Source organism: Tractidigestivibacter montrealensis (genome assembly GCF_024741235.1).
Classification (GTDB): Bacteria; Actinomycetota; Coriobacteriia; order Coriobacteriales; family Atopobiaceae; genus Tractidigestivibacter; species Tractidigestivibacter montrealensis.
Genome location: NZ_JANSKA010000003.1, coordinates 229,858 through 253,187, shown reverse-complemented (window position 1 = coordinate 253,187; position 23,330 = coordinate 229,858). Strand labels below are relative to the sequence as shown.

Annotated in this window: 33 protein-coding genes; 17 read left to right on the top strand and 16 right to left on the bottom strand. The window is 60.6% G+C overall.

All coding sequences use genetic code 11. The features are described from left to right. Positions 1-65 precede the first annotated feature (65 nt). Positions 66-812 (top strand): DUF8612 domain-containing protein, encoded by a 747-nt coding sequence (locus tag NVS32_RS05895; RefSeq protein WP_258499051.1) that lies wholly within the window; start codon positions 66-68, stop codon positions 810-812. Positions 813-842: 30 nt separating this feature from the next. On the opposite strand, the gene NVS32_RS11030 is transcribed toward NVS32_RS05895, so the two are convergent. The 3 genes from NVS32_RS11030 to NVS32_RS05885 form a co-directional block, all read right to left on the bottom strand. Then, a complete protein-coding gene (locus tag NVS32_RS11030) occupies positions 843-1,241 on the bottom strand; it encodes a DUF2992 family protein (RefSeq protein ID WP_368407215.1) in 399 nt (132 codons plus the stop codon). Positions 1,242-1,401: 160 nt separating this feature from the next. Continuing rightward, positions 1,402-2,541 carry a sensor histidine kinase gene (locus tag NVS32_RS05890; RefSeq protein ID WP_258499050.1) on the bottom strand — a complete coding sequence of 380 codons (1,140 nt, stop codon included), beginning with the start codon at positions 2,539-2,541 and terminating at the stop codon, positions 1,402-1,404. Then, entirely contained in the window at positions 2,538-3,212 is a 675-nt protein-coding gene (locus tag NVS32_RS05885) for a response regulator transcription factor (protein WP_258499049.1), read from the bottom strand. The genes NVS32_RS05890 and NVS32_RS05885 overlap by 4 nt, the downstream gene beginning before the upstream one ends. 59 nt (positions 3,213-3,271) lie before the next feature. Here NVS32_RS05885 and NVS32_RS11025 point away from each other — a divergent pair, with 59 nt between their 5' ends. Genes NVS32_RS11025 through NVS32_RS05875 form a run of 3 tightly spaced genes read left to right on the top strand, consistent with a single transcriptional unit; the run spans position 3,272 to position 5,337 of the window. Then, positions 3,272-3,448: a CD1871A family CXXC motif-containing protein gene (locus NVS32_RS11025; RefSeq protein WP_042089143.1), complete on the top strand. Its 177-nt coding sequence runs from the start codon at positions 3,272-3,274 to the stop codon at positions 3,446-3,448. Beyond that, the gene (locus tag NVS32_RS05880) at positions 3,393-4,352 is read left to right on the top strand and encodes a 4Fe-4S binding protein (RefSeq protein WP_081920135.1); all 960 of its coding nucleotides are present in this window, start codon (positions 3,393-3,395) and stop codon (positions 4,350-4,352) included. Before NVS32_RS11025 ends, NVS32_RS05880 begins: the two co-directional genes overlap by 56 nt. A gap of 34 nt (positions 4,353-4,386) precedes the next feature. Continuing rightward, the gene (locus tag NVS32_RS05875; RefSeq protein ID WP_258499048.1) at positions 4,387-5,337 is read left to right on the top strand and encodes a redoxin domain-containing protein; all 951 of its coding nucleotides are present in this window, start codon (positions 4,387-4,389) and stop codon (positions 5,335-5,337) included. 271 nt (positions 5,338-5,608) lie between these two features. Here NVS32_RS05875 and NVS32_RS05870 read toward each other — a convergent pair whose 3' ends face one another. From NVS32_RS05870 to NVS32_RS10905, 4 genes are all read right to left on the bottom strand, one after another. Continuing rightward, positions 5,609-6,403 (bottom strand): CPBP family glutamic-type intramembrane protease, encoded by a 795-nt coding sequence (locus NVS32_RS05870; protein WP_258499047.1) that lies wholly within the window; start codon positions 6,401-6,403, stop codon positions 5,609-5,611. 278 nt (positions 6,404-6,681) lie between these two features. Continuing rightward, the gene (locus NVS32_RS11020) at positions 6,682-6,897 is read right to left on the bottom strand and encodes a PF20097 family protein (protein ID WP_368407211.1); all 216 of its coding nucleotides are present in this window, start codon (positions 6,895-6,897) and stop codon (positions 6,682-6,684) included. Positions 6,898-6,934: 37 nt separating this feature from the next. Then, positions 6,935-7,351: a hypothetical protein gene (locus NVS32_RS05865; protein WP_258499046.1), complete on the bottom strand. Its 417-nt coding sequence runs from the start codon at positions 7,349-7,351 to the stop codon at positions 6,935-6,937. A gap of 23 nt (positions 7,352-7,374) precedes the next feature. Then, a complete protein-coding gene (locus NVS32_RS10905) occupies positions 7,375-7,986 on the bottom strand; it encodes a TetR/AcrR family transcriptional regulator (protein ID WP_303646539.1) in 612 nt (203 codons plus the stop codon). A 537-nt stretch (positions 7,987-8,523) separates the two neighbouring features. Between NVS32_RS10905 and NVS32_RS05855 the strand changes: the two genes are divergently transcribed. Next, positions 8,524-9,246, top strand: coding sequence for an SAM-dependent methyltransferase (locus NVS32_RS05855; RefSeq protein ID WP_258499045.1), 723 nt, complete (start codon positions 8,524-8,526; stop codon positions 9,244-9,246). 158 nt (positions 9,247-9,404) lie between these two features. Beyond that, the gene (locus tag NVS32_RS05850; protein ID WP_258499044.1) at positions 9,405-9,719 is read left to right on the top strand and encodes a hypothetical protein; all 315 of its coding nucleotides are present in this window, start codon (positions 9,405-9,407) and stop codon (positions 9,717-9,719) included. A 320-nt stretch (positions 9,720-10,039) separates the two neighbouring features. On the opposite strand, the gene NVS32_RS05845 is transcribed toward NVS32_RS05850, so the two are convergent. Genes NVS32_RS05845 through NVS32_RS05835 form a run of 3 tightly spaced genes read right to left on the bottom strand, consistent with a single transcriptional unit; the run spans position 10,040 to position 11,594 of the window. After that, positions 10,040-10,462, bottom strand: a complete 423-nt coding sequence (locus NVS32_RS05845) for an alpha/beta fold hydrolase (protein ID WP_258499043.1) — start codon at positions 10,460-10,462, stop codon at positions 10,040-10,042. After that, positions 10,444-11,136, bottom strand: coding sequence for an alcohol dehydrogenase catalytic domain-containing protein (locus NVS32_RS05840; protein WP_258499042.1), 693 nt, complete (start codon positions 11,134-11,136; stop codon positions 10,444-10,446). Before NVS32_RS05840 ends, NVS32_RS05845 begins: the two co-directional genes overlap by 19 nt. Beyond that, positions 11,133-11,594: an Rrf2 family transcriptional regulator gene (locus NVS32_RS05835; RefSeq protein ID WP_258499041.1), complete on the bottom strand. Its 462-nt coding sequence runs from the start codon at positions 11,592-11,594 to the stop codon at positions 11,133-11,135. The genes NVS32_RS05840 and NVS32_RS05835 overlap by 4 nt, the downstream gene beginning before the upstream one ends. Positions 11,595-11,933: 339 nt before the next feature. Here NVS32_RS05835 and NVS32_RS05830 point away from each other — a divergent pair, with 339 nt between their 5' ends. From NVS32_RS05830 to NVS32_RS05820, 3 genes are read left to right on the top strand one after another with little or no spacing between them, the layout of a single operon-like run. After that, the gene (locus NVS32_RS05830; RefSeq protein ID WP_258499040.1) at positions 11,934-12,296 is read left to right on the top strand and encodes a hypothetical protein; all 363 of its coding nucleotides are present in this window, start codon (positions 11,934-11,936) and stop codon (positions 12,294-12,296) included. 48 nt (positions 12,297-12,344) lie between these two features. Then, a complete protein-coding gene (locus NVS32_RS05825) occupies positions 12,345-12,809 on the top strand; it encodes an SPASM domain-containing protein (protein WP_258499039.1) in 465 nt (154 codons plus the stop codon). Continuing rightward, a complete protein-coding gene (locus NVS32_RS05820; protein ID WP_258499038.1) occupies positions 12,802-13,320 on the top strand; it encodes a DUF2207 family protein in 519 nt (172 codons plus the stop codon). The genes NVS32_RS05825 and NVS32_RS05820 overlap by 8 nt, the downstream gene beginning before the upstream one ends. 102 nt (positions 13,321-13,422) lie before the next feature. On the opposite strand, the gene NVS32_RS05815 is transcribed toward NVS32_RS05820, so the two are convergent. The 3 genes from NVS32_RS05815 to NVS32_RS05805 all read right to left on the bottom strand — a co-directional run bounded on the left by NVS32_RS05815 (position 13,423) and on the right by NVS32_RS05805 (position 14,988). Further along, the gene (locus tag NVS32_RS05815; RefSeq protein WP_258499037.1) at positions 13,423-13,923 is read right to left on the bottom strand and encodes a YaiI/YqxD family protein; all 501 of its coding nucleotides are present in this window, start codon (positions 13,921-13,923) and stop codon (positions 13,423-13,425) included. An 84-nt stretch (positions 13,924-14,007) separates the two neighbouring features. Next, positions 14,008-14,337, bottom strand: a complete 330-nt coding sequence (locus tag NVS32_RS05810; RefSeq protein ID WP_258499036.1) for an alpha/beta hydrolase — start codon at positions 14,335-14,337, stop codon at positions 14,008-14,010. Between the two features lie 3 nt (positions 14,338-14,340). Beyond that, complete coding sequence (locus tag NVS32_RS05805) at positions 14,341-14,988, bottom strand: alpha/beta hydrolase (RefSeq protein ID WP_258499035.1); 648 nt, start codon at positions 14,986-14,988, stop codon at positions 14,341-14,343. 298 nt (positions 14,989-15,286) lie between these two features. On the opposite strand from NVS32_RS05805, the gene NVS32_RS05800 reads away from it, so the two are divergent. The 8 genes from NVS32_RS05800 to NVS32_RS05775 all read left to right on the top strand — a co-directional run bounded on the left by NVS32_RS05800 (position 15,287) and on the right by NVS32_RS05775 (position 20,298). Then, positions 15,287-16,702 (top strand): ATP-binding protein, encoded by a 1,416-nt coding sequence (locus tag NVS32_RS05800; protein ID WP_258499034.1) that lies wholly within the window; start codon positions 15,287-15,289, stop codon positions 16,700-16,702. A gap of 102 nt (positions 16,703-16,804) precedes the next feature. Further along, on the top strand, positions 16,805-17,251 hold the full coding sequence (rpiB, locus tag NVS32_RS05795) for a ribose 5-phosphate isomerase B (protein ID WP_258499033.1): 447 nt from the start codon (positions 16,805-16,807) through the stop codon (positions 17,249-17,251). Positions 17,252-17,453: 202 nt separating this feature from the next. After that, complete coding sequence (locus NVS32_RS05790) at positions 17,454-17,729, top strand: hypothetical protein (protein ID WP_258499032.1); 276 nt, start codon at positions 17,454-17,456, stop codon at positions 17,727-17,729. A 37-nt stretch (positions 17,730-17,766) separates the two neighbouring features. Further along, on the top strand, positions 17,767-18,045 hold the full coding sequence (locus NVS32_RS11015; protein WP_368407210.1) for a MarR family winged helix-turn-helix transcriptional regulator: 279 nt from the start codon (positions 17,767-17,769) through the stop codon (positions 18,043-18,045). Next, positions 18,042-18,506, top strand: a complete 465-nt coding sequence (locus NVS32_RS05785; protein ID WP_258499031.1) for a GNAT family N-acetyltransferase — start codon at positions 18,042-18,044, stop codon at positions 18,504-18,506. The genes NVS32_RS11015 and NVS32_RS05785 overlap by 4 nt, the downstream gene beginning before the upstream one ends. A gap of 87 nt (positions 18,507-18,593) precedes the next feature. Continuing rightward, entirely contained in the window at positions 18,594-19,421 is an 828-nt protein-coding gene (locus NVS32_RS05780) for a fructosamine kinase family protein (RefSeq protein ID WP_258499030.1), read from the top strand. A gap of 35 nt (positions 19,422-19,456) precedes the next feature. After that, entirely contained in the window at positions 19,457-19,945 is a 489-nt protein-coding gene (locus NVS32_RS11010) for an arsenate reductase/protein-tyrosine-phosphatase family protein (protein WP_368407209.1), read from the top strand. Positions 19,946-19,977: 32 nt separating this feature from the next. Next, on the top strand, positions 19,978-20,298 hold the full coding sequence (locus NVS32_RS05775; protein WP_258499029.1) for an ArsR/SmtB family transcription factor: 321 nt from the start codon (positions 19,978-19,980) through the stop codon (positions 20,296-20,298). 19 nt (positions 20,299-20,317) lie between these two features. Here the strand turns inward: NVS32_RS05775 and NVS32_RS05770 are convergent, their stop codons facing one another. From NVS32_RS05770 to NVS32_RS05760, 3 genes are all read right to left on the bottom strand, one after another. Further along, positions 20,318-20,965: a DedA family protein gene (locus tag NVS32_RS05770; protein WP_258499028.1), complete on the bottom strand. Its 648-nt coding sequence runs from the start codon at positions 20,963-20,965 to the stop codon at positions 20,318-20,320. 155 nt (positions 20,966-21,120) lie between these two features. Then, positions 21,121-21,843 (bottom strand): response regulator transcription factor, encoded by a 723-nt coding sequence (locus tag NVS32_RS05765; protein ID WP_258499027.1) that lies wholly within the window; start codon positions 21,841-21,843, stop codon positions 21,121-21,123. Further along, positions 21,840-23,330 carry a sensor histidine kinase gene (locus tag NVS32_RS05760; RefSeq protein ID WP_258499026.1) on the bottom strand — a complete coding sequence of 497 codons (1,491 nt, stop codon included), beginning with the start codon at positions 23,328-23,330 and terminating at the stop codon, positions 21,840-21,842. Before NVS32_RS05760 ends, NVS32_RS05765 begins: the two co-directional genes overlap by 4 nt.

Below are 23,330 nucleotides of genomic sequence, written 5' to 3'. Positions count from 1 at the left end.
TTTAATGTTGTGACCAATGCGCCTGCGCGTGCCGGCGCATCCCATCGACCCCGAAGGAGCCCTACGTGGATTCCAACAAGCGCCCTGACGACATGGCGCGCATCACCACCTCCGGGCTCGCCGACAAGCGCGCCTACGTCGCGGCGGTAATCCAGGAGATCTTCGAAAAGGACATCCGCCGGCGCGTGAAGATCAAGAACATCTCGGTGTTCAACCAGATGCGCGACTACGTCATCAACAACTTCGACGCCACCACTTCGCTTGCGAGCATCCAGTCCGACCTCGAGAGCAAGCAGGGCGTGAGGGTCAAGCGCGAGACGCTCGCGCGATACCTCCAGATCCTCGAGGACGCGAAGATCGTCAGCAAGTGCGCACGCTTCGACCTGAAGTCACGAAAATCGCTGCGGGGCGAGCAGAAGTATTACCTGGCGGACCTAGGCTTCTACTTCGCCCCCAACACTGACAACCGCATCAACTACGGGCCCGTCCTCGAGAACATCGTTTACCGCTACGCTCGCGCGCAGGGCTGCAAGGTCAGCGTTGGGCGCATTGGAAAGCTGGAATGCGACTTCATCCTCAGGAACCCGGAGATGGGCTACGCATACGTTCAGGTCGCAATGGACATCATGGCCGACCGGTCCACCGAGGAGCGCGAATACCGCCCGTTCGAGCAGGTCAGAGACAACTACTCCAAGTACCTGCTGACGCGAAGCGACCCCCATTCAGCAAAGGGACGGCATCATCCATGCCAACTTCCCCGAGTTCATGCAGGAGGGGAGGACCTTCTGAGCGGGATGAGGATTGGCTGTTGACGAGCGGCGCAATAGACAGCGGTGTCGGTTTCAAGCGGAACTGACGCCGCTTCTGTATAAGGGTTTAAGGGTTGCCACAGATGGCGATAAATGCCCGCGGTGCTTCTGCTTGCGCCTCAGCTTCCGCTGCTCGAAGCGCGCCTCCGCCTCGTCCGTGCGACGTTGGCTTCTTGCGCGGGCCGACTCCCGTTTCATTGTCTCCCGCTGACTCGCGAGCGCCTGCTGCGCCTTGGTTCCCATCGCCGGCTGCTTAAGGGCCTTCGATGCCTCGCGGGCTCGGCGCTTGGGGTTTCGCGGGCTTGCTCGCCTCGGCGGGGTCGTCGCCGAAGAACGCGAGCTTCGCCCATTTACGAGGCCTTTTGCCCCAGGGGGGTAACTTCGCCCCTGCTTTCCTCCGTGCCTTTGCTTAAGATCATAAAGCTCAGTTATTTAAAGCGCATCCAATATACGAGTGGGGGTAGGCTGTTCGGCCTACTCCGGTCATGCTCTATGAATGAGGGCCCGCGCAATCGCGCGGGGCCCCTTTTTCGAAAAGAGTAGACATTGGAGTGCGGGTCTTGGCGTTGCGCTGCCTTGTGGCGAGGCGTTATTAGCCGAGCGCGCGTGCGGGAAGGGTCACGAGCATCGTCGTTCCTCTCTCCGAGCTCTCTTCGACCTCGATGGAGCCACCATGGAGCGCGGCAATCTCCCAGACTAGCGCAAGTCCCAGGCCCACGCCGCCATATGCCCTGCTACGCGATTTGTCGACGCGAAAGAAGGGCTGGAAGATGCTCGTCTGGTATTGCTCGGGAATGCCCAGCCCCTGGTCGCGCACGCGCAGCAGCACGCGGTCGCCCTCGTCGCGGGTGCTGATTTGCACGGTCGAGCTGGGCGCGCCGTAGCGAATGGCGTTTTCGGCCAAGTTGAACAGCAGTCGATAGATCAGCGTGTCGCTGCCGATCGTTTGCGCTTCGCCCTCGCTTGCAAGCGTGATGCCCTTTTCCTCGGCAAGCGGCGCCAGGTCGGTGAGCACTTCCTCGATCATCGGCGCCAGGTCAATCTCGTCGTTGCAGGGAACACCGCGCAGCTCGCTCATTTCAAGTAGCGTCGTTGTCATGTGCGTCATTCTCTCGGTCTGCTCCTGCAGCAGGCCGAGCAGGCTAGCCGTGTCAGCGTCGATGCCGGGGTGCTCGGCACAAAACAGTTCAACCTGGGCCTGCATGAGCGCGAGCGGCGTGCGCAGCTCGTGCGCCGCATTGCCCGTAAACTGCCTTTGCGCAGAAAAACCCTCGTCAAGGCGGGCAATCATGTCGTTAAACGACGCGCTGCAGCGCCTGAGTTCGGTAGGCACGTCTTCGCTGATCTTTGCGTCGGCGAGGTTGTCGGGTTGCACGCTCTCGACTTGCGCCGCAAAGGAGCGCAGCGGCCGCAGCGCATGCCCACTCACAAAATAGGCCAGCACGCCGCCGAGCAGCGTTACCGCCGCGGTTATATACCAGCTCGTCGCGCCAAACGATTCCTGGGCGTTGCTCACGACGATGGTCAGCTCGTCGTCGAGCTCTTTGCTCGCCGGGTCAAATGAGCTGGGCAAGTCCGCCTGCACCTCGCCATGCGCCGACATTTCAGTGCCGATCGAGTCCATGTAGCGCATGCCGGAGTAGCCGACCATGCAATTAATGAGCACGCCGGTCAAGCACATCAGCAGGGCCGTCATCAACGTGATGCGCCACTGCAGCGACAGCCGCTTCATTCGCCATCCTCCATAACGTAGCCTTCGCCGATCCGGTTGCGGATGGGGTCGAGCTCCAACGCGCCGCGCAGCTTTTTGCGCAGCGACGAGATGTGCACGCGAATCGCGTTGCTAAAGCTGTTGACGCTGCTGTCCCATACGTGCTCGATAAGCTCTTCTTGGCTCACTGGTCGTCCTTGGTTGAGCATCAGGTATTCCAAGATGCCGGTTTCCTTGCGTGTGAGGGATAGGGGCACGTCGCCCACCGAGGCGACGCGAGTCTTGGTATCAAAGCTCAGCGACCCGCAGGTGAGGACAGTATCGTTTTGCGTGAAGCGCCTGAGCGTGAGGCTGCGGATGCGCGCCGCCAGCTCGTCAAGATGGAACGGTTTGGTGAGGTAGTCGTTGGCGCCGGCATCGAGTCCCGCCACCTTATCGGCGACCTCGCCACGTGCCGAGAGCACGAGCACCTTGGTCTCGCAATCGGTTTTTCTGAGTTGCCTGAGCACGGTCATGCCGTCGACATGGGGGAGATTGAGGTCGAGCACGACAAGGTCAAAGGTCTCGACATCGAGCAGATCGAGGGCCTGCTGTCCGTCGTAGCAGCAGTCGACGCTATAGGCCAAGTTGCGCAGGCTGCGTGCGATCGCATCGCACAGCGCCCGCTCGTCCTCGACGACCAAGATGCGCATAACGTTCTCCTTGCATAGTCATTCGCGCTTAACGCGGATTTTATAGTCGGTATGGTCCAATGGGTCGCGAAGCGAAAGGAGTGGTCAGATTGTTCAAAGCGATTAAGCCTGTGGCGCAGGTTGCTTTGCTGATCGTCGGGATGGCCATGGTGTGCTTTGGCGTTATGCGCGGCGAGGCGGATGCCGTGCTGGCCAAGGCAATCAGGCTGTGCTTGGAGTGTATCGGAATTGGATAAAAGAATAAACACCGTATCGCACCTTTTGGCGCGATTCCGCGGATTGATTCAGGCGGCGGCGACGCTCGCGACCAACATTCATCTGCCCAACTTTGCCAAGGGAGGCATCTACCAGGGGGCGGGCAAAGCCGTCTGCGTGCCGGGGCTCAACTGCTACTCGTGTCCGGCTGCCTCGGGCGCGTGCCCCATCGGGTCGTTTCAGTCGGTGGTGGGCTCGTCTAAGTTCAGCTTTTCGTATTACGTCACCGGGACACTCATTCTGATCGGCGTGCTGTTGGGGCGTTTTGTATGCGGCTTTTTGTGTCCGTTTGGATGGCTGCAAGAGCTTCTGCATAAGATTCCTGGCAAAAAACTCTCCACGAAAAAGCTCAAGCCGCTCACGTACATCAAGTATGCCGTGCTGCTGTTTGCCGTGGTGCTGCTGCCCGTCTTGGTGGTCAACGATGTGGGCATGGGCGATCCGTTCTTTTGCAAGTACATCTGCCCACAGGGCGTGCTCGAGGGCGCGATTCCGCTGTCCATCATGAATACGGGGATCCGCTTCGCGCTGGGAAAGCTCTTTACCTGGAAGCTCGCGATCCTCATTGCGGTTGTGGTGCTGAGTGTACTGTTCTATCGCCCCTTCTGTAAATGGATTTGCCCCCTCGGTGCATTTTATGCACTCATGAACAAGGTGTCGTTACTGGGGATCCAGGTTGATCAGTGCAAGTGCGTCTCGTGCGGCAAGTGCGCCAAGGTGTGCCAGATGGACGTGGACGTTACGCGTACGCCCGACCATGCCGAGTGCATCCGCTGCGGCAAGTGCGTGGGTGCGTGCCCCGTCGATGCCATTAGCTTTCGCTACGGGCTGGGCGTGACGGGCAACAGCACCGCGCAGTCCGCGCAAGCCCGCGAAAACAAATAGGTACCTATATAAGCTTCGATATAACGGAGGAACCATGAAACTGTCAAAAATTACGGCCCTGCTGATGGTGCCCGTGCTGGCGCTGAGTCTCGCGGCGTGTTCTGCACCTAAGAGTGACGCGAACAATACCGCGAGCGGCGATACGCAGATTGCCGAGCTCATAGCGCAAAAGCCGTCGAGTGCCGAGGAGGCCACCGAACTGTTTCAGCAGCTGTTGCAAAAGGAGAACGAGATCTTTGCGAGCGATAGCGCTTTGTGGGAAAAGGTGTTCCTTGCGGCCAACAAAGACGTTCCCATGATTGAGGACGGCAAGAACTACGGCGATTTTTTGCTTGATACCATCGAGAGCGCCAAGGACCAGTTTACGGCTGACGAGTTCAAGACGCTTAAGGCCGGCGCACAGCAGGTCAAGGAGATCGAGGAAAAGCTCACGGCGCTGGAGAAGGAGTTCCCCGGATGTGGCAGCACGCCTGGCGAGGGGGAGAGCGTTGATGCTTCGACCGCAGGGATGACCAACGGCAAGAGCGAGGCAGCGAAGTTCCCCAGCTTTAAGGGCAAGGACTTGGACGGCAACGATGTAAACAGCGACGAGCTGTTCTCCAAGAACAAGGTGACCGTCATGAATTTCTGGTTTACCACCTGTAAGCCCTGCGTGGGAGAGCTAGGCGATCTGGAGGAGCTTAACAAGGAGCTTGTTGCAAAGAGCGGCCAGGTCGTGGGCGTTAATTCCTTTACGCTCGATGGTAACAAAGACGAGGTGGCCGATGCCAAGGACGTGCTTTCCAAGAAGGGCGTGACGTATAAAAACATCTGGTTTAAGTCGGATAGCGAGGCCGGAAAGTTCACCTCCAACCTGTACTCGTTCCCGACCACCTACGTGATCGACCAGAACGGCAACATCGTGGGAGAACCGATCATGGGCGGTATCAACTCTGCTGAGCAGCGCGAGGCACTCAACAAGCTGATCGATCAAGCGCTCGCGTAGGTGCGGAATATGACAAAGCGGCAGTCCCTTTGTCATATCGAGCGGCTGTAAAAGGACGAGATCCCCGGTATTTGCCGCGTTTACCACGAGCTCACGACGAAGCCCGTCAGCGTGGTCGAGTGGGGGGTGGGGTCCTCAGGGTCGCTTCTCGTGCCCCCCTTTTGCACGCCTGTCCACATATAGAAAAAACGAGCATCCTGGATCGGAACGGCATTCCGGTTCAAGGGTGCTCGCCTGTCTGCGATCGTTCGCCAGCGCGGCCTCACCTAATTCACGGAGCAGGCCATTCCGATTTTCCGTCGCAGACCTCTTCGATTGGGAGCTTGCGGCGGAAAGCGGCCAACGAGAGCCCCGTGAGGGCGAGCATCGCGGCTATCACAAGTGAAATGCTTGAAAGCGAAAGCACCCCGATTAGCGTGTTCGCTAATGCATGGAGAAGGCGGCAGGAGAAGGCGCACCCGCCCGCGCGATAGAGCGCTGACAGCCAGAACGAGAGGAGCACGGCGAGGGTTACGAACGCAAGAAACGGGGTCGTCTCCCTCCCGGCGCCCTGCGTGAACCACAGCGGCAGATGCCACAGGCCCCAAATCGCCCCGGTGGCAAGACAGGCCGCGAAAAAAGGAATTCTTCGCTCAAGCTCAGGCTCCAGGACCGCTCGCCAACCCAGCTCCTCGTTGCCGCCGCTCACCATGAGGGCAGCAAGGAAGACCCCCATGGCGGAGATTGGGCTGAAGCTTTCCGCGAGGCCATCGGAAGCGGCGGTGAGAAGAACCAGCGGCACGACGAGAAACGCCGCGGTCCAAGGGAGCGAGCGTCTCAGTCCGCCGAACGTGAACGCGAGGCTGCGCTTCAGGGTAAAGCCTCCCGGGATCAACGAGAGCCCGGCGACGGTGGGCCCGAAGACGCCGGCGGTGTGGAGCGCCGTTTCGATGGGACTTGAATACTCGATGATGCCCGCCGAGGTCAGGGCTGCGTTCAGCCACCACGCGGGCCAGGTGATGAGGAAGGTTGTCAGGAGAAACCTGGTGCTGGCGCGCAACCCTGAATAATGCCTCGGCAGCTTCACGCGATAGCCCCCTCTCGACCGTCTATGATTAGGGCTAGTTTCTACTACTGAAATGTAGATGACCATGCAGAGAAGGGACAACCAAGGAGGCAGGTTACTGATGCGGACTCCCGCACGCCCACGACTACCCGACGGGGGCTGTGTTTTAATCTCTGATGTCCGTATTGTTGTAGCACGAGCGGTTACCGCAGACGCACCGCGAGGCCTCGAGAGGGGCGATGCGGGTCGAGCATGATCGAGGGCGGAGGCAAGCGTATCGGCGCAGAGCGTGGCGGGAGCTAGTGTTTGAATGCAACAACCTTGCAGTCCGCGCAATGCCAAGCTTCCACGCTAGTTCGGCATCCTAGTTTCGGTTCGGTGATTTGCACGAAGCCCTCGGCATTCCGCGCGTTCTCGAAAACGCCGGGAACCCGACTTGCGAACCCGAAAGCGCCGTCTTTGCTGGCAAACAACAAACCTTGTTCCATACTCGCGCCACATTCAGGGCAGTTCATAGTCGCTCCTTTCCATGCATTTTGTTATCGGTCGGGATTACAGCGCAATAACTCTCGCGATTTCCACGACCATGATCTTCACGGCAACGCCTGACGCCATAAACCAAAAGCAGAGTTCTTTAGCCTGTTGCGAGTTCGCGATGAGCATGGCGATTGCGGACGCGATTATGACAAGGGCGCCAATGCACCCTACGACGGTCGGGATGCTGACCAACGGGAACAGCCCGGCCGCGCAACTCCCGTCGATGGAGGATTGAATGGTCTTGTCCAACCCGTCGCGAGCCTCCGCGAAACAGCAAACGACAAGGCCGAACGCAAGGAGCAACAGCCCCCGCATTCCCCAGTGCTGGACACCGCCGCGGTTGACGATCGTGTAGCCGATGAAGACGACAAGACCAAGAATCATGATCGTTGTGGCTATGGTGGTCGTATCGCCGAAGTAAAGCTTTGTCATTGGGAACCCTCCTTACCCGCTGCTCAACGAACCTTTCCTGCTTCTATCTGGTCAATGAATCGGCTTACATGATCGTCCAGCAGCTCCATTGCGCGCGCTTCGTCCATTCCCCCGTCGGACAAGCCGTATAACAGGAACATCGGCCCATAGAACTCCAGTGCAAGCTGCCAAGCCGCGTCTTCAGAGCCTGTAATCTCACCGAACACCGACGCCATGTATTCAACGGGGCCGCCTGCCAAATACTTTTGGTACAGATTGGCCATGCCCGAATCCCGATACTGCTCCAACGTCAGCATCTTGCGAAAACGAGAGGGGAATTCCTCCTCCGTCCAATGCAGGAACTGCGCCTTGCTGTATGCGCGGATCTTCTCGACGGGAATCTCCTTATAGGCAGCAGTGCCGCCCAGCTCATTCCCCGGCATGGAGAACCGCTGCGACCGCTCATTGTCCAGCTCGTCCATCCGCGCGACGATGTGATCCAAGATTTCTTGTTTGCTGGCGAAATGCTTATAAAGGGCGGCCTTCGAGATTCCGACCTGCTTCGCGATATCGCTCAAAGACGCGCCCAGATACCCTTTTTCGGAGAACAACCGCAGCGCTGCTGCTGTGATCCGATCCTTCGTGCTCGGTTCCATATCAGTCCTCTCTATACTAGGTGACCGAACGGTAACCTAGTATAGTTACCGTTCGGTCACCTGTCAAGAAAGCATGCAAGATGCCGGAGAGGCGGGCAATCTCATCGAGAGCGTGGGCGCCGCCCCGCTTGCCGCCTTCGCGCTCTGGACCGCGCTGGTCCAGAGCGTCGACGTACAACCGGTGGGCCAGAATAGGACGGAAACATCTCCGCCTTCCCTTCGGCAACGAGGAAGCAAATCGTATCAAGCGTGGTCGGCGGGGATGCACGGTCCCCCGGCCATCGGAGATTAGCGCCATGTTGGTTACGCGCGCCTGATGCCTGCGACCAGTTGCCGTTCGACTGTGCTCGGTTGTATACTGCGCCCGACGGGGCAGTCGTGCTCCGCGTAAACACATCTTAGGGGATGTCTTTTTGGTCATTGTTCTTTAGGGAACGGTTAATCGCAGAGCGCTTTTGAAAAGGCCGCATCAAGGCCTTGTGCTTTTGCGCCGTTCCGCACCTGTTTTCATCATCAGCTCAGCGAACAGGAGTAACAATGAACAACTTCCCAAAAGCGAATAGCTTTGACGTCAACCTTGTCCGATCAAAGATCATGGGCCCCAATCCGCTTAAGCTCTGCGAGGAACTTCTTCGCGGCGTGAATATCGCGAAGGGGTCGCGCGCGTGCGACCTCGGCTCCGGCACTGGTATAACAAGCGTGATGCTTGCACGCGAATACGGGCTCGACGTGTACGCCGTCGACCTGTGGAGCGACCCCGATGAGAATCGCGCGTTCTTTCGCGAGATGAGCGTGCCGGACGAGCGGATTCATCCTGTCAAGGCCAACGCCGCGGAAGGCCTACCTTTCGAGCCGGAGTTCTTCGACAGCGTGGTGAGCATCGATTCATATAACTATTTCGGACGCGATCCGCACTATCTGGGGGAGAGGCTTCTTCCGTATGTGAAGTCTGGCGGAAGGATTTACCTTTCCATCCCCGGCATGGTGCGCGACTGCCACGACGCGCTGCCGGCATGTCTGCTCGCATCCTGGGACGCAGAGCAGCTTGAATATATGCACGATTTGGCTTGGTGGCGAGACATGATTGGCCAAACGAGTGGTGTAATTATCGAGGATATGCACCAGATGACGTGCACGTCCGAGGCATGGGCTGACTGGATTACCTGCGATAACGAGTACGCTCAAGGCGACCGCGCGGCCGTTGAGGCGGGTGCGCTCGAGTTCTTGAATACCATCGCGGTCACGCTTGTGAAGGCCTAGGCTAGGTAACTGAAAAAAATGGGGCGTCGGGCGCTTCTCGTGCGTCTTGCTACACGTGAGAGCCTTGGCGCGGCAACCATCCGATGATAAAAGGCAATCAGTCACCTGGAAAGGAGGGGTAATCAAATGCCGGGGGGATTCAGAACCCGGCATTTTCTTTGCCTAGGGAGATTTCGCATGAGGGAGCTCTCGGCTCCAAGACGAAGAGGGACCTGATCCTCCTGCTCTTCGACAAGCTGGAGACCTTGCAGGCCTACGACATCGTAAAGATCTACTATGACGCCGGGCAGGGCATGGCCAACGACGCGCTCCACGCCGCCTTCGAGTACGTGCCGAGCAAGCAGGTGATTACCTGCAGGAACTGTAGTCCCGCGGACTTCCGGCTCCAGCAGATAGCGGACTTTATCTGCGAGATAGAGTTGGCCGTGATCAAGTATGAAGCTAACGAGGCCGGTGGAACTGAGAGGCTATGAGGGCTCCGGCATGGGTGGCTCCGAGAGGCACCTGAAGAGGGTCTACAAGGGCGCCACGGTGGAGGGGGCCTCTCGATCACGGGAAACAGGGCGACGCAGTCGCGGGACGAGGTTGCCTCTTGGACGAAGAAGCTCGCGTAAAGGTCTTCGCGGGCTGCTGCCCAGGCGATTCGATTGCGAGGCTTGCGGCGCTCTGTGACGAGGAGGCCACTATGGAAGAAGAGGTGTCCTTTGTGGCCACGCTTCATGGTACGTTCTGTGGAAGCAAGCGGTAGGCAACGCTTGCCGCGACACGTTCCACACCGGCGTTAGCTCAGGAATTAATTGACCTCGTCGGCAAACTCATTTGGATACTGGAAGAGCGAGCCGTGACCGGCATGAGGGTAGAGCGCCAGTCGGCTGCCGATGATCTTCTCGTGCATCGCATTCGAGTTGGGCGTTGGGACCATCGCGTCGTCGTCACCGTTTGCGATGAGCGTGGGAACGCGAACGAACGACAGGTCGTCTTCCGCCGCTTTGCCCCAACGCTTGATTGCGCCGAGCTGGGCGAGAAAGGCAGGCATCGTTACGGGCGTGTCCTGGTTGGACAATGCCCTGGAATAGAGTCGCGCGAACGTGGCGTTTGCCGCGGCTTCCCCGGTCGCGTCGTCCGTGAAGAAGATGTAGCGCTTCATGTCCTTGCACCTGGCAACTGCGTGGAGCATGTGGCGAAACGTGACGGACGTTACGCGATCGATCCCCATGCCGCCACGAGGCGCCGTGCCAACAAGGATGAGCCTGCGGACCGTCCGGCGGCAAGCTCACGGTATGCAATGCGCCTGCCTCCTACGTCCACGTACGAATTGCCCGTAGTAAGGTACGACACTACGCCTCCTCGTTCCGGGCGCTGCCGTTGGTCGCCACGGTGAGGCCCATGCGCGCGGCGATGGGGATCGCCATGGCGCCAAGGCTGCCCGTACCCCCCGGAGACGAACAGCGTCTGACCAGGCTGTGCCTCCATGATGTCCAGCGCCTGCAGGGCGGCGAGCGCGGTCAGCGGCACGCAGGCGGCCTCTTCCATGGAGAGGTAGCTGGGGACGAGCGCAAGCGCTCCCTCATCTATTGCGGCATACTCCGCGAATGCCCCGATCTTCGCGAGCGGCATGCGTCCGTACACGCGGTCGCCGGGCTTGAACTTGACGGCGGCGGCACCCACCTGTACTACGGTGCCCGAGAACTCGTTTCCCATCACGAGCGGCGTGCGGTAGGGGACGATGAGACGAACGTCCCCACGGATTATCATGTTGTCCAGCGGGTTTACGGCAGCGGTGCGGATGCGCGCGAGCACCTCGTGCGCTGCCGGCTTGGGGGTGGGGACGTCCCTCACTGCCAGGGTCGTGCCGTTCTTGTCGTACTTGTCCAGAATTGCGGCCTTCATTGCTTGCCGCCTTCCTGTTCTTGGGAGCCTTCCTCGCCCCTCTCGATCCTCTCGCGCATGCGCGCCATGCAGTCCGCGAGCGTCGCGCCCGCCAGCTTGCGCTCGACTACCTGCTCCGCTTGTCGGAACATTCCGTTGAGCACGGGGCGGATGTTTCGCCCCACGATGCACTCGTCGCTGGGGTTCTGGTGGACGTCGAACACGTGGACGTCCTCGCTCTGCTCGACCGCGCGGTACACCTCGAGAAGAGAGATATCCTTTGGTGCCTTGAGCAGGGAGAACCCACTCACGCCGCGCCGTCCCTCGATGATTCCCGCCCGGCTGAGGCGGGTGGCCACCTTGCGGATGTAGCTGGCGTTTGTCCCCACGCTATGAGCAATCTGCTCCGAGTTCATGGGGGTCTTCGCCTCGGATACCAGGATCAGCATATGGATGGCCGTCGAGAACTTTGTGTCCATGTCTTGCTCCCTTCGGGCTTTTTGCCAGTTTTTGTACCGGACTCTTGCTTCCTCATAAATGTATCAGTAAGTAATACACCATGCGACTCGCCCATAGTACCCACACATGGTTTTGTCTGTAGGCGGCGTGCCGACGGTGCTTCTGGCTGGGCAGCCGTCAGGCGTTCGCGTGAGCCGCTCGTCCTGCTCCGCTTGCTCGCTAACTATTTTTTCAAAGTCGACACGGGGAGCAAACCGTGTTGTTCCGCCCGTTGCCCGCCTCCGCTGTAATGGTCTTGTGAAATGGTCTTGTGAGCAAGGCGCCACAGGGGCGTTTCCCAACAACAAGAAGGCACTGCAATGGAGAACCTGAACACCGACAAGATCTACGCCGAGCAGCTTGCGGGCGAGTATGCTCCCAAGGACACGACGAAGGTCATGGCCCTGCACAAGCTTGACCAGCGCGCCAAGCTTCCCGCACTCGTCTGCGCATACAGCCTGGGAATTGTCGCGTCCCTCGTGCTGGGCGTGGGCATGTGCCTTACGATGGGTGTGATAGGCAATGGGTCTGGCCTGCTCTTTGTCGTTGGCGTGATTGCGGGGCTGGTGGGAATCGCGGGAATCTGCGTCAACTACCCCCTCTACAACCGGCTTATCCAGAGGGGCAAGGAGCGCTACGGCACGGACATCGTCCGACTCGCCCAGGAGATCAGCGCAGAGTAGGAACGTCGGGCATCCGGTTTCCACCCGAAGCGAGAAAGATGGGGTAACGTGGCTGTTTTCGGCGCACAAAAGGGCAGGTACCACGAGACCGCCGTGCGTATGGACGAGGCGTTCATAGGACTTCTCGGTGAAAAGAGCTTTCCCTTCATTACCGTGAAGGAAATCTCTCGCGCGCCGGCGTCAATCATCCGCGAGAAGACCCTCCTGGAGTGCTACCAGAGCCCGCTCTTCTCGGCATATCGCGCGCACCAGCCGTTCAACGCCAACATGCTGAGGCCGTGCCCGCTGCTGGACAACCCCGGGATGCTCTCCCAGATGGTGCGCGAGAGCGGGGCCAAGTCCACGGACTACACGGCCCCGGAGCCTGCGGAGGAGGCGGAGTCCAAGTGCGCGGAGGCTGCCACGCGCTGGGCCAAGGCGAGCGAGCCCCTGTGGGAGCTCTCGCCCAAGAAGAAGCTCTCGGACCAGCTGGTCGCCGAGGGCAAGAGCGCGACCGCGTGGGTTCGTGACTAACCGGGGCGCGGACGGCGCCTATGGATCGGCTGCCACCGTACAGGGCTGCGTCTCCTTTGGCACCCTGCCGGTCGACGTGTTTCTCATCTCGAGGGTCGGCAAGCACATGCCCAAGCTCTCCAACAACGCAATCGAGATCAAGGCGAAGATGAAAGCTCTGAAGAGATGGCTTCTCGATTTCACCGACCTCGACGAAGCCGTCCCTCAAGACGTTGTCCTGTGGAATCGCCTTCTCGTGATGGCCGTTGTTCTGGGCGTCTCTGATCAGGTGATAGAGAAACTTGGAGTAGTTGCGCCGGACGTTGTGACTGACCCTGACTTCTTGCCGACATATGTCTGGTGCGGTATGGGCTACGGGACTCCTGCACCCGCGACATCGATGAGGTTCAGCCTGAATGCCGCGTTCACCGTGGCTTCCTCGGGCTCCGGCTCGGGCGGCGGGTTCTCCGGCGGCGGTGGAGGCGGTGGAGGCGGTGGCGGTGTCTTCGAGCAGCCATGGATGATGCGGTGACGGAAAAACTGTCTGGTCCCTACAACTCGGTTAAGGAGGCCTTGGCTGCTCTTGATGAGGAGTAGTCATGTTGGGGCTATGAGGTAGAGGGCCGTCGCCTGGCTACTGGCGCGCTTCTCGCAGAAGTCGGGCAAGGTTATGCGAGAAGCGCTCCCTGTCCTCATCCGTGAAGGCTGCCGGACCCCTGGTTCTGCCTCCTGCGCGGCGCACCTTCTTCTTTTCATGGCGTATGAACATCATCGAGTCAATGGTGAGCGGGTTGTACACGTGACCACGCACGCCTATGGCGCGGGCCCCGCGGCCAAGGACGATGTCCGCGAGGCCAATGTCCTGCGTCACCACCACGTCGGCGGGGGTAATGGCGGAGACGATCGCAAAGTCCGCGGAGTCGGCGCCCACACCCACCTGAAGCGTGCTTGCCCAGAAGCCGCGGTCCGGATGTGCGGGGTCTTGCGGTTCGCGTGGGTCGGATGCGCGGAGGTGGCGCTCTAGGTTCTGCGTGGAGTTGCCGGCGATGACGCAGGGGACGTCCTGCGCCCTGGCTGCTGCCAGGGCTTCGCGAATGACGGGACAGGCGTCGGCATCTATGTAGAGTTTGGTCACGAGCGCTCTTTCCTGGTCCGATTGATCTTGAGTACAGTATCGGACGTAATGCCCCTCAACGATGGTGTCGCATAGTTGGTCTTCCTATCGAAAACTGTTGTCAAAGAATGCCTCGAGCTTGTCGAAGGGGATGGCTTTGCGGTTGTCGTAGAGGTCCACGTGGTTGGCGCCCGGAATGATCATGAGCTCCTTGTTGTCACCTCTGAGCTGCGCAAACGCGCCCTCGCTAAAGTAGCGCGAGTGGGCCTTCTCGCCATGGACGAGAAGGACGGGGGTGTCAATCTCACTGGCCATCGCCAGGAGCGGCTGGTTCATGAAGGACATGGTGCCCGTGGCGTTCCAGCCGTCGGTGGAGTTGCCCGAGCGGTCGTGGTAGCCGCGCGACGTCTTGTAGTAGTCGTGGTAGTCGCGCACGAACTACGGCGCGTCATCGGGCAGGGGATCCACCACGCCGCCGGCGCGCGTGTACTCGCCGGCCTTGTAGTCGGCGGTACGCTGGGCAGCCCAGGCGCGTCGCTGCTCGTCGCGAGCCTCCTTGTTGTCGCTGGAGCCAAAGTAACCCTCACGGGTCACGCGTGACATGTCGTACATGGTCATGGCCGCCGTCGCCTTGATGCGGGGGTCGAGCGCCGCAGCGTTGATGGCCATGCCGCCAAAGCCGCAGATGCCGATGATGCCAATGCGCTCCGGGTCAACATCGTCACGGCAGCTTAGATAGTCCACCGCAGCGCAGAAATCTTCGGTGTTGATGCCGGGGGAGGCCACGCGGCGGGGCTGGCCGCCACTCTCTCCCGTGAACGACGGGTCAAAGGCAATGGCGAGAAACCCGCGGGTTGCCATCTCCTGCGCGTACAGGCCGCTTGCCTGCTCCTTCACGGCGCCAAAGGGACCACTTACCGCGAGGGCGGGGAGCTTGCCCTGCACGCCCTTGGGTTTGTAGAGGTCTGCTGCAAGGGTGACGCCGTAGCGGTTCACGAATGTCACTTTCTCGTGGTCAACACGTGTGTCCTGCGGGAACGTCTTGTCCCACTCCTGGGTAAGTTCGAGCTTCTCGGTCTGCATCATGGTGGCTCCTCTGGTTGTCTGCTGGCGGTCACGCTGTTATATGAACCTTAGAATCTAAACCTGACTTTAGGTCAAGGTAGAATTGCGACGCCTGCCTGACGCACGCCTTTTGCACACATTTGTATTGGGGATTCTTGGGGGAGTTGCTCCTTAGGTTCACACGGACCGAGGAGAATGCAATTAGCTAAGATACTCTTAAGTAAGTTACTCTGTAGTATCTTAGCTAGAACTCGTACTCTTTCCATCGGTACGGTGGGACCGGGCAACCAGGCTAGTCTCGCCAACAGCGGAGGCGTCCATGGAACGGTTTGTCGGCAGAAAGAGAGAACTGTCCGCGCTCGAGCAGCATTTCAATACGGGACGGTTCGAGATGGTTGTCGTATACGGAAGGCGTCGACTTGGGAAGACCATGCTCCTTACGGAGTTTGCGAAGGATAAGCGCTGCCTCTTCTTTACCGCTCAAGAGAAGTCCGACACTATCAATCTGGCGGAGTTCTCAAGCGCAATAGCATCGTTCTTCTCGATGCCAATCGCGCCTTTTGCCTCTTGGGGAGATGCACTTGCCTTTGTTGGCAGCCGCGCTGTTGGGGATGATGCCCCGTTGTTACTTGTGTTCGACGAGTTCCCCTATGCGGCGAAGGCAAATCCCGGACTGCCTTCAATTCTGCAGTCAACGATTGACCACAAGCTCTTGCAAACCAATATGACGCTGGTGCTTTGCGGCTCTAATCAGGGCTTCATGGAGAGCGAGGTGCTTGGACAAAAGAGTCCGCTCTACGGGCGGCGCACGGCGCAGATTGAGCTAAAGCCATTCGACTGCTTCGACGCAAGGCTCATGCTTCCAAATACAAGCCCCCAGGAGGTAATTGAGTATTACGTCACATTTGGCGGCACTCCCTACTATCTTGCGCAGATACGTCCCGAGGAGTCTTATAGGCAGAACGTAGCAAGGCTGTTCTTTGATCCCTATGGCCTGCTCTTTGAGGAACCCCAGATGTTGCTTCGACAGGAGCTTAACGAGACGACCCTCTACACCTCGATCTTGGATGCTGTTGCGTCCGGCGCAACAAAGCCTCGCGAGATAGCGGATAGGTCTGGGGTGGCACAACCCTCTGTGGGCAAGTATCTGCAGACGCTTGAAGGACTTGGGATGGTCGAGCGCCAAGTCCCATTTGGCGAGAATCCCAGCCGGTCCAGGAAAGGGGCCTATCGCCTGAGAGATCCGTTTTTTGCATTTTGGTATCGGTTTGTGAGCCCCTATACCGGAGCAGTGGAGACTGGCTCTGGAGAGGCGACCGCTGCACAGGTTGTTGCGGGCCAAGCACTTGACACATATGTGGGGGATCGTTTTGAGGACATCTGCCTGCAGTGGGTCGAGCGCCAGAACGCTGCGGGCAACCTGGGATTCATTGCGACGACGTTTGGCAAGTGGTGGGGAACCGACCCCGTTGCGCGCGAGCGGGCAGACGTGGACGTTGTGGCATCGGATGCGGGCCGTTCGAATCTGCTGGTTGGCGAGTGTAAGTGGAGAAACGAATTCGATGAGACAGAGGCGTTGCGGCTTCTCGCCCAGCGCTCTGATGTCTTTGCAGGTGCCGCCGCAAGGACGTATGTGCTGTTCTCGAAGTACAAGGTGTCAGAGGGGACGGTTGCTAAGGCTCGCGGACAGGAAAGTCTGTGGCTTGTTGACGCAGCGCAGACGCTTGAGTCGTGACGTCGCGGCATGAGGACGCATTTGCGGCCGCGAGGTCGTACCATGAGGTGTCGCCTGCGCCGGCGCTTCCGCCGGGCGGGCCCATCCACGAGGGAAGGATACATGATGATTGCTTTGGGTTGTGATCACGGCGGCTACGAGCTTCTCCAGGAGGTCAAGGCGCACCTGGACAAGCGTGGCCTGGAGTACAAGGACTTTGGCACCTATAGCACCGATTCCGTCGACTACCCGGACTACGCCTCCAAGGTGGCCTGCGCGGTTCAGAGCGGCGAGTGCGAGCGCGGCATCATCATCTGCGGCACGGGCATCGGCGTCTCCATTGTCGCCAACAAGTTCAAGGGCATCCGTGCCGCGCTGTGCGGCGATTGCTTCTCTGCCGAGGCAACGCGCCAGCATAACGACGCCAACATCCTCACGATGGGCGCTCGCGTGACCGGCCCCGGCCTTGCGCTGAAGATTGTGGACACGTTCCTCGACACGCCGTTCAGTGGTGATGAGCGCCATGTGCGCCGCATCGCGAAGATCGCCCAGATCGAGAACGAGCAGTAACCTGCAGCAAGCGGTAATCCGCAGGTGGAGGCGCTGCTGGCTCTGGGCTGGCGGCGCCGCTCTCTGCTCATGGTCTTCTCCGTTGGGGCAACTCGACACCAGACGACATTCGTGTTGTTCCGTTGGCGCCTGGCCTCCGCTGTAATGGTCATGTCACGGGGCGCCGGACGGATGCCCCCCAATGGCAAAGGAGGCAACCGCAATGGAGACTATGAACACCGACAAGATCTATGCTGAGCAGCTTGCAAGCGAGTATGCGCCAAAAGACGCGTCGAAGGTCGTGGCGCTGCACAAGCTCGACCAGCGTGCCAAGCTGCCGGCGACTATCTGCGCCTACTCACTGGGGATTGTCGCCGCGCTTGTGCTTGGCGTTGGCATGTGCCTCACGATGGGCGTCGTTGGTGACGGCTCGAGTGTGGCCTTTGACATTGGTGTGGTCGCGGGAATCCTGGGAATTGCCGGAATCTGCGTGAATTGAGACTATCCGCCGGTTTAACAGGCACTACGTCCCAGTCATGCGCCTTCTCGACAAAGGATATCTTGATACGGACATGTCGACAATGGAAGTCGACGTCCTTATCGAGATTGCGGATTGCGAAGGCTGCAGTGCTCGAGACATTGCTACCGAGCTACACCTTGATAAGGGGTATCTCAGCAGAATGATTCATGGCCTTGAGAAGAGTGGGCTAATTGCGAGGGTCACCTCTGATGCCGATTCGCAGCTCTCGCAAGTTGCTGATGCCATGGAGCTCGTGCTGAATGTGCTTGGCGAGGGCGAGGCGGGTTCCCGGTGAGGCTGGAGCAATACACTCCAGCTCGCAGACAGGACTTCATCGACCTCAACACGTGGTGGATTGGACGCTATTTTGGCCCAATCGAGCCAACGGACATGCTGGAGTTCGAAGGGATAGACGACGAAGTGCGCCATGGCGGCATGGCGTTCTTTGCCGTGGATGACGATGGGACAGCCCTTGCTACCTGCGCCGCGTTCGATCGCGGGGACGCTGGTTGGGAGATTGCCAAACTTGGTTCGAACCCAGCTCGGGAACACTCCGGATGCGGTACGGCAGTCTTCGAGGCGTCCGTTGCGTGGGCGGAGCAACATGGGGCTCGGCGTATTTTTATCCTTACGAACAGCGCGCTCAAACCAGCGATCCACATCTATGAGAGTCACGGCTTCAGGCGCATCCAGACGGATGATTTTGAGGGCTACTCCCGTGGCGACTATGCTCTCGAGAAGGTTGTGCGGCAATAGCGTCTGCAGGCGACTGCGGCATTTGCTGGACGCTCGCTATACTTCCAAACAGCATGCCTTGTGGCGGCGGAGTTTGGGAGCGGTGCGATGTCCGAGACCTTCGAGAAGAGAGACGACAACCCGCAAGCAGACCTTACAGGTGAGGCGGCTGGTCTGCGCTGGCTTGGCGAAGCCGAGAAAGACGGTGGCATTGTGTGCTCGCGCGTTGTGGAGGCGGGCGTCCACCGCTTGCTGGAAGAGCGCATCGACGAGGGTGCGCCTACGCGCGAGAAGGCCCGCCTTGCTGGTGCCGCGCTTGCGCACACGCACGCGGCGGGCGCCGCGTGGTACGGCTGCCCGCCGCCGGGCTGGAGTGGCGTCAGCTACGTGATTGGCCGCTCGCTCACACCCGTGGTACCCGACGAGCCGGCTGAAAGTTCGGGGTGGGGCGCCATGTGCGCGGAGTGGCGCGTGATGCCTCACCTGCGTACCATTCGCGACGAAGGCCTGGTGGACGCCTCGGAGGTACGACTTCTCACCCATGTGGCAGATCGCATGGCAGCGGGGAACTTTGACTCCCCAGAGCCGGTGCTCGTTCGCAGCCGGGGCCACCGCTGCTCGCGCATCCACGGTGACCTCTGGGTCGGTAACCTTCTCTGGGCAGCCGACGGCTCCCGCGCTGCATCCACCGGCGCCGCGCTCATCGACCCCATGGCCTCGGGCGGACATGCCGAGACCGATCTTGCTATGCTCCAGCTCTTTGGCTGCGCGTACCTGGACGATCTTCTTGCCAGCTACAACGAGGTGTCGCCGCTGGCAGATGGCTGGCGTGAGCGCGTGGGCATCCACCAGCTTGTGCCGGTGCTCTTGCACTGCGTGCTCTTTGGCGAGAGCTACGTAGGGCTTGCGCTCTCCATTGCGCGGCGCTACGCGTAGGGCTGCTCGCCGCCTGTGGCGGTGACGGCAACGAGATGGATACGATTGCAGCAAGGGAGAAGGCCATGGCGAGAGAGACAAGTTCCAACAAGTCTGGGACAGCCGTTGTGGCTGCGGGTGCGCCTCGACCAGTCGTTGTCTTTGTTTGTACGCACAATGCCTGCCGTAGCCAGATGGCCCAGGCACTGGCGGAGCACATGATGTCCGGCGAAGCCACATTCCTCTCGGCGGGAACAGACCCGGCTTCCCATGTCGACGCAGGCGCTCTGGAGGAGCTTTCGCGCCGGGGGATTCCGGCGGAAGCCATCGCAGCACTGCGCCCCAAGCACCTATCCGAACTGCCCAAACACGTGGACTGGCTGGTAACTATGGGCTGCGGTGTCGCCTGTCCCGCGCTTCCGTGTGCGCATCGTGAAGACTGGGGTCTGAAAGATCCCATGGGAGGACTCAAGGAGCAATACGCAGCATGCGCTGAGGACATTTTGCGCCACCTTGCCGACCTTCGTGTGAGAATGGGGGACTGAGAAAACTAGGCTCGTGCACAAGGGAGATGCGGATGAGCGAGATTGATGCCGGGGTGTTCAAGGCCCTGGCAGACGAGAACCGCCTTGCCATTGTTCGCATGGTGGGCTCGCGCGGGGAGATGTGCGCGCACGACCTGCTCTCCTGCCTCGATATCTCCCAGCCCACGCTCTCCCACCACATGAAGGTGCTCTGCGACTGCGGCATAGTGCGCTGTCGGCGAGAGGGTCGTTGGCGCCACTACTCGGTAGATTCCCAGGTGGCTACCGGCTTGGCCTCCTTCTTCGCGGGACTTACAGCGCCAGATGCCCAGCAGGAAGGCTGTCCGTGCGACGGTTGCAAGGCCGGCGCGTAGTCCGTCTGTCCTGCTCGCCTTACTCAGCGCCCTCGGAGCGCACGGCGTTCTTGATGGCGGGAATCGCGCGCTTGGCAGCCCAGATTGCCGCCACAACAACAATGATTGCAATCACCACGAGGGTCATCACGTCGATGGCCTGCGTGGCACCCGCCGAGGCGCTCTCCCACGCAGAGCCAGCGACATAGCCCAGCGTGCAGAGGACGGTGTTCCAGGCCAGCGAGCCAAGGAACGTGTATGCCGAGAAGCGCAGCACGCCCATGCCCGAGATGCCGGCGGGAATGGAGATGAGGCTGCGCACAACGGGGATGCAGCGGCACACCAGAACGCTGATCCGTCCGTGCTTGTTGAACCAGCCGATGGCGCTCGAGACGTCGCCGGGCTCAAAGCCCAGCATGCGCAGGGGCTTGGTGCCCATCAGGCGCTCAAGGCGCTCCTGGCTAAGGACGCGACCAACGCCATAGAGGACGTAGGCGCCCAACAGTGACCCGATGGTTGCCGCGAGGACTGCCGAGGGAAGCCAGAGCGATCCGATGCTCGACATAAAGCCCGCAGCGGGGAGGATGGCCTCGCTGGGGATGGGCGGAAAGACGTTCTCAAGGAAGATCAGCGCGGCAAGCGCCAGGTAACCGTACTGGGCGATAAAGGAAAGGACAAAGGCCTGCATGGCACGCTCCTTAGCATGGGCACCACCGCGGCGCCGTGTTGGCTTCTTGACGGCGAGACATGCTAAGGAGATGCGCTAAACGCCTTGGCACGCAAAGATAAACGCTAGCTAAACACGGCGGCAGCTGATGTAGCGCTGCGGGCCGCCCGGCAGCGCTACTTGCCGGCTTCCGAGCGCAGGATGTAGTCCGCGCCGCGCACAGTCTGGATGAGCACCGGGTGTGCCGGGTCATGCTCGAGCTTCTCGCGCAGCCTGTTCACGTGGACGGTGACCGTGGCGCCGTCGCCCACGGCGTCCTCACCCCACACGCGCTCGTAGAGGGCCTGCCGGCTGAGGACGGTGTCCGGCCGCTGGGCCAGGAACAGCAGGAGCTCGTACTCGCGGTTGGTGAGTGTGACTTCGCTGCCCGCCACGCTCACGGTGTGCGAGGCGGTACAGATACGCACGTCGCCAAAAACAAGGTCACTTGCCTGGGATTCGTTTGTCTCAACGGCCGCCGTGGAAGCGCTTCCTGCGCGCTCGGCAGCGGCGAGGCACGCCTTCACGCGAGCCACGAGCACGCTTGGCGAGAACGGCTTGGTCACGTAGTCGTTGGCGCCAATGCCCAAGCCGCGGATCACGTCGATGTCCTCGCTGCGCGCAGTCACCATGATGACGGGGATGCCCGAGCGCTCGCGGATTGAACGGCACACGGAAAGCCCGTCCTCGCCCGGTAGCATGAGGTCAAGTATGACCAGGTCAAAGCCACCGCCTAGCGCAAGCGAGAGGCCCTTGCGGCCGTCGTGTGCAATCAAGGTGTCAAAGCCGCTGGCCTCGAGGTAGTCGCGTTCGAGCTCGGCGATGTCCCCGTCGTCCTCGACGATCAAGATCTTACTCACGCGGATGCCTCCCTTGTGCTATTCTCGGCGGCTTTCTGCCCGGTGATGCGCAGCGTGAGGGTCACGCACAGCCCGTGCGGCTCGGCGTTCTCTGCCGTTGCCTCGCCTCCCATTGCGCGCATGGCGCGCTGAACGATGGCCAGGCCAAGCCCGCTGCCGCCAGAGGCTGCCGTGCGCGACGGATCGGTGCGGTAGAAGACCTCGAAGATGCGTCCCAGCGACTCCGCGGGCACGCCGGGTCCGCTGTCGGCAATGGCGACCTCGACGTGTCTGCCGTCCGGCGCAACGCTCGCACGAACCGTGATTGCGCTGCCCGGCGCATGTTTGGAGGCGTTGAGCAGCACGTTTGTCACCGCCTGGCGCAGGAGTCGCTCATCGGCAAGCACGGTTGCCGGTGCGAGCTCCACCTGGGCGAGCGCGTTGCCCGTTCGCTCGAGCTCTGGCGTAAGGTTGTCCAACACGCCCTGGAGGAACGCATCCACGCGCACGGGTCGCTCCTCGTGCGGGAAGTCACCAAGGTCGAGCTTGGAGAACATGAACAGCTCGGATACCAGGCCATCCATCTCCTCGGCCTTGGAGGCGATGCGCGTGGCGTAGCGATCGCACATCTGGGGCGTGGTGGCAATACCGTCGCGCAGCCCCTCGGCATAGCCGCGAATGGAGGTGAGCGGGGAGCGCAGGTCGTGCGAGATGCACGCGATAAGCTCCTGGCGGTTGCGCTGGTCGCGCTGCTGGCGCTCCTCGGACGCCTGGAGCTGGGCCGTCATGCGGTCGAACGAGTCCGCGATGGGCCGGAACTCGTCGTCGCGGTCATAGCGGATTCGGTAGGAAAGGTTGCCGGCGGAGAGCTGCCGCACGCCCTCCTCGAGGTGACCAAGCGACCACTCGATGCGGTCGAACACGTAGCGGTGGCAGAAGCGGTTTACCAGGTAGACAGAGAGGGCCGCGGTAATTGCCAGGATGAAGGCGCTGGCCACCGCCATGTGCTTGATGGTGCCATCCGCGACCTCGGTGAGCGAGCCAAAGACGGCAACCTGGTAGTTGGTTGCGCCGTCGTCGGCCACCTCGGCCTTCAGGAACATGGTCCGCTCGCCGGAGCGCATCGTGACGGGGCTCTCGCCCGTGGCGCTGGCGGCGAGCGCAAACGAGAGGTCCGTCTCCGTGACGCCACCGGTAGTGAAGACGGCGTCCCCATCCTCAATGACGGCGAGGTCAAGGCCTTGCCCCTGGAGCATGGAGGCGACGCCGTCGTACGAGACGGACGTGGGTGCAGCGTTGTCCACGGTGTTCTCGACCAGCTCGACTGCCGTGGTACCCGCCCAATAGAAGTCGCTCTCGCTGTCGAGTCCCAGGCCGTTGTGACGAGCCGTGTTGAGCATCACGGCAAGGCACGCCACGCCCACGAGCGCGGTCACGAGGACTGGCACCACGACCATGATCACGTTGGAGACAAGGAGCCGGTGGCGTATGGTCTGCCTCGACGTCAT